This window comes from Kocuria sp. UBA1838 (genome assembly GCF_002338785.1).
Taxonomy (GTDB): domain Bacteria; phylum Actinomycetota; class Actinomycetes; order Actinomycetales; family Micrococcaceae; genus Kocuria; species Kocuria marina.
In genome coordinates this window covers 292039-296165 of record NZ_DDIY01000005.1, presented here as the reverse complement: position 1 = coordinate 296165, position 4127 = coordinate 292039, and the positions used below count along the sequence as shown (strand labels likewise).

4 protein-coding genes and 1 pseudogene are annotated in these 4127 nt (G+C 68.1%); 1 reads left to right on the top strand and 4 read right to left on the bottom strand.

The window, feature by feature from the left end:
* The 4 genes and pseudogenes from B3I25_RS03125 to B3I25_RS03110 all read right to left on the bottom strand — a co-directional run.
* Nucleotides 1-218 (bottom strand): annotated as a pseudogene (locus B3I25_RS03125) (cytochrome ubiquinol oxidase subunit I); the annotation flags it as partial.
* A gap of 10 nt (nt 219-228) precedes the next feature.
* Complete coding sequence (coxB, locus tag B3I25_RS03120) at nt 229-1092, bottom strand: cytochrome c oxidase subunit II (RefSeq protein ID WP_179861217.1); 864 nt, start codon at nt 1090-1092, stop codon at nt 229-231.
* A 277-nt stretch (nt 1093-1369) separates the two neighbouring features.
* Nucleotides 1370-1738 (bottom strand): HesB/IscA family protein, encoded by a 369-nt coding sequence (locus tag B3I25_RS03115; protein ID WP_035961960.1) that lies wholly within the window; start codon nt 1736-1738, stop codon nt 1370-1372.
* 85 nt (nt 1739-1823) lie between these two features.
* Nucleotides 1824-3236, bottom strand: a complete 1413-nt coding sequence (locus B3I25_RS03110; RefSeq protein WP_085106044.1) for a dipeptidase — start codon at nt 3234-3236, stop codon at nt 1824-1826.
* Between the two features lie 105 nt (nt 3237-3341).
* Between B3I25_RS03110 and B3I25_RS03105 the strand changes: the two genes are divergently transcribed.
* On the top strand, nt 3342-3974 hold the full coding sequence (locus B3I25_RS03105; RefSeq protein ID WP_085106043.1) for a DUF3043 domain-containing protein: 633 nt from the start codon (nt 3342-3344) through the stop codon (nt 3972-3974).
* Nucleotides 3975-4127 lie beyond the last annotated feature (153 nt).

Genomic DNA, 4127 nt, shown 5'->3' with positions numbered 1-4127 from the left:
AGGATCTGCATGCCCGGCTGGAAGAGCTCGGCCCGGATCAGCAGAGCCATCACGCCACCGGCGCAGAAGAAGATGAAGGACGAGATCAGGTACATGTACCCGATGGTCTTGTGGTCGGTCGAGGTGAGCCAGTTGACGATCACCCGGCCCTTGGACCGTGGGACAACGCGGGGTGCGGTCGTGGCCGCGTCGTCCCGCGAATATTCGAGCGTAGACATTGCCTATCCCCTAGTTGTTGGACGTTTCGTTGAGGTTCGGGTTGCGGTTGTACTCGTCCCCGAGGATGCCCGTGTTGCCTTCGTCGCGCAGGCGCTGCATCTGGGCGTCGTACTCCTGCTGGCTCACGACGGCCACGTTGAAGAGCATCTCGGAGTGGTACTCACCGCACAGCTCGGCGCACTTGCCGGCGAAGGTACCCTCGCGGCCGGTGGTGAAGCTCATGTAGTTGGTGCGATCCGGGATCATGTCGATCTTCTCGAGGAAGGCGGGCACCCAGAACGAGTGGATGACGTCGCGGGACGTGATCTCCAGCTCGACCTTGCTGTCGGCCGGCAGGTACAGGGTGGGCAGGGTCTCCTCGACGCCGGGCTCCCCCGTGAGGTGCGCCTGGATGCCCTGGTAGTGGACGTTGTCGTCCAGGTAGTTGAAGTCCCACGCCCACTGCTTGCCGTACACCTGGATCTTGACGTCCGGGTTCTCGAAGCGGTCCGTGATGGCCGTTTGCGCGCGGTACGAGAAGAAGAAGAGGGTCACGATCAGGGCGATCGGGACGATCGTGTAGAAGATCTCCAGTGGGGCGTTGTACGCGAGCTGGCGGGGGTAGCCGGTCTCGTTCTTACGACGCCGGTAGGCGACCATGCACCAGAGCATCAGACCCCACACCACGAGACCCACGCCGAGCGCCGCGATCCACGACCCGATCCACAAGTCGATGACCTGATCGGCGTTGTCGGTGGTGCCCCGTTCGGTGGGCAAGAAGCCCAGCTTCGATTGCTCCGAGCAAGCGGTGAGCGAGATCGTCGCCAGGACTGCCACTGCCGAGGCCTTGAGCGCTCGGCCGCGGCGGCTGCCGGTTCGAGTTTGCGAACTCACAGACGGCCCTTCCTCTTTGTGTGTGTGGGTTCCGCATCGGTCCTGCGCGTGGGCACAATGGACGCGTTGCCCGTGGATGGTTCTCCCTAGGAAGCTTACCCCTCCGCCCCCGGATCCGCTGACACTGTGTCAGCGCGCCGTGTCGCGAGCGGGGCCGTCGGCAGACCCCGCCGATCCCCTCCCCTACGTGCACCGATGAGCCCCTCGAGCGGGCACGAAAAAGGGGTGCGCACGGACCCCCTGAGGATCCGAACGCACCCCTGTTCGGTGCGATCGATCAGTGGAACGAGTCACCGCACGCGCATGAGCCCTGCGCGTTGGGGTTGTCGATCGAGAAGCCCTGCTTAGAGATGGAGTCCTCGAAGTCCACGGTGGACCCGCTCAGGTACGGGACGCTCATCTTGTCCACGATGACCTCCACGCCGTCGAAGCCGCGGACGTGGTCGCCGTCGAGGACGCGCTCGTCGAAATACAGCTGGTAGATCAGCCCGGAGCAGCCGCCCGGCTGCACGGCGACGCGCAACCGCAGGTCGGTGCGCCCCTCCTGCTCGAGCAGGTCGCGGACCTTCTGGGCCGCGGTGTCCGTGAGCAGGACCTCGTGGGTGGGCATGTCCTGGGTGGTCTCGTTGTCGGTGGTGACGCTCATGGTGCTCACTTTCTGTGCGACGCGGGGTTGCGACCCCGGGTTCGGTGGATCCCTTCTGCCTGGTGGAACGCGCCGGCGCGGGGAATCATTCCGCGCTGCGCTCTCCCTGTTGGGCCAGCGCCGCGAGCACGAGGGCCTCGGCGGTGACGGCGTGCAGGAAGTCCCCGATGTGCAGGGATTCGTTGGCGCTGTGGGCCCGGGTGTCCGGGTCCTCGATACCGGTGATCAGGATCTGTGCCTCAGGGTACGCCCGGGTGAGGGTCGCGGTGAAGGGGATGGATCCGCCCATCCCCGCCGTGACGGCCGGGCGCCCCCACGCCTGTTCGAAGGCCCACAGGGCGATCTGCGAGCTCACGGCACCGGTGTCCGCACGGAAGGCGGGGCCGGTCTCCTCGAGTGCGAAGCTCACGTGCGCGCCGAACGGGGCGTTGTCCTCCACGTGCTTGCGCAGCGCCTCCCCCGCTTCCCGCTCGTCCTGGCCAGGAGCAATCCGCAGGCTCAGCTTGGCGCGCGCGGTGGCCGCGATGGTGTTGGAGGCGGTCGCGACATCGGTGACGTCGATCCCCGTAACGGACAGCGCCGGCTGGGTCCACAACCGCGACGAGATCGAGCCGCGCCCGGCAAGTTGCACACTGTCCAACACGCCGGCGTCCTCGCGGAAGCGGTCCTCGTCGTAGTCCACGTCCGTGTCGTCCTCGCTCAGCAGCCCCGCGATGGCCACGGCGCCGTCGTCGTCGTGCAGGGTCGCGATCAGTCGCGACAGCAGCGTGGGTGCGTCCAGAACGGGCCCGCCGAACATGCCGGAGTGCACCGAGTGGTCCAGCACGCTGACCTCCACGATCCCTCCAACGACGCCGCGCAGGCTCGTCGTCAGTGCCGGGACGCCCACTTCCCAGTTCGCGGAGTCCGCGATCACGATGACGTCCGCGGCGAGCTTGTCCCGGTGCGCGGCCAGGAAGTCCTCGAAACCGGGCGAACCGGCCTCCTCCTCGCCCTCGATAAACACGGTCACACCCAGGCCCGGGCGCTCGCCGATGCGCTCGAAGAACGCGCGCAGCGCGCCCACGTGCACCATAACGCCGGCCTTGTCGTCGGCCGCGCCGCGACCCCAGAGCCGACCGTCCTTCTCCACGGCCTCGAACGGCTCGGTGTTCCACAGTTCACGCTTGCCCGGGGGTTGGACGTCGTGATGGGCGTACAACAGGATCGTGGGGTACCCGGGTGCCGCGGCCTTGCGAGCGACGACGGCGGGGTGCCCCGCAGCGTCCCCGCGGGGCTCGCGCAGGATCTCCACGCTGTCGAAAGGCAGGCCCCGGAGCAGACCGGCCACGGCCTCGGCACTGCGCTCGAGGTCGGCGGCGTCGAACGAGTCCCACGCGATGCCGGGGATCGCCACGAGGGAGCCGAGTTCTTCCAGCAGGATGTCCCGGGAACCGTCCACGCTCGCCCGGAGGGCATCGACGGTGTCGGAGCTGGGACGTGTGAAGTCAGTAGCCATGGGCCCAGCCTAACGGCGGGAGCTCGGCGCGCACCGTGGCAAGCCCGTTCGGTTGCCTCCTGTCACGCGCGCGGTGACGTCGTGGCACTCCGGTAGGCTTGTCGGGTGTTTCGACGCAAGAAGTCAGCTGAATCCTCGGGATCCACCGCCGTGGGCGCGCGCGCCACGGCCGATCCCGCCGTCCCCACCGACCGCGGTGGGCAGCCCGGTGGCGGGAGGACGCCCGAGGGCAAAAAAGGCCGCCCCACCCCCACCCGCAAGGAGCAGGAGGCCGCGCGTCGCCGACCCCTGATCCCGGAGGACCGCAAGGCCGCCAAAGCCGAGTCCAGGATCGCGGAACGGGAACGGCGCGCCCAGGCACAGGCCGGCATGGCCGCCGGAGACGAACGCTACCTGGGCCCGCGGGACGCCGGGCCCCAGCGCCGTTTCGCCCGGGACTGGGTGGACTCCCGGTTCAACATCGGCGAGTACGTGCTGATCTTCCTGCTGCTGATCCTGGTCCTGATGTTCCTGCCGGTGCAGTCCGTGGCCATCACACTGATCTGGGTCGTGTACGGCTACATCATCCTGTGCGTGATCGACGCGATCATCATGTCCAACCGACTGCACGCGGCACTGCGCCGCACGTTCGGCACCGTCCAGCCCGGCACCCGCTGGTACGCCGCGATGCGTACTTTTACGATGCGCCGCATGCGCCTGCCCAAGCCGCAGGTGCGCCGGGGCGAGCGTCCCGAGTAACACCCGCAGAACCCGCGAGGGGCCGGCCCACCATGATGGGCCGGCCCCTCGTTCCATCGGTTCCGTGGGTCCTCAGTGCGAGGTGCGCCGTGCGGCACGGCGCAGGCCGCGATTGATCCGCGCCGCCCAGAACGGCCCCTCGTACAGGAACGC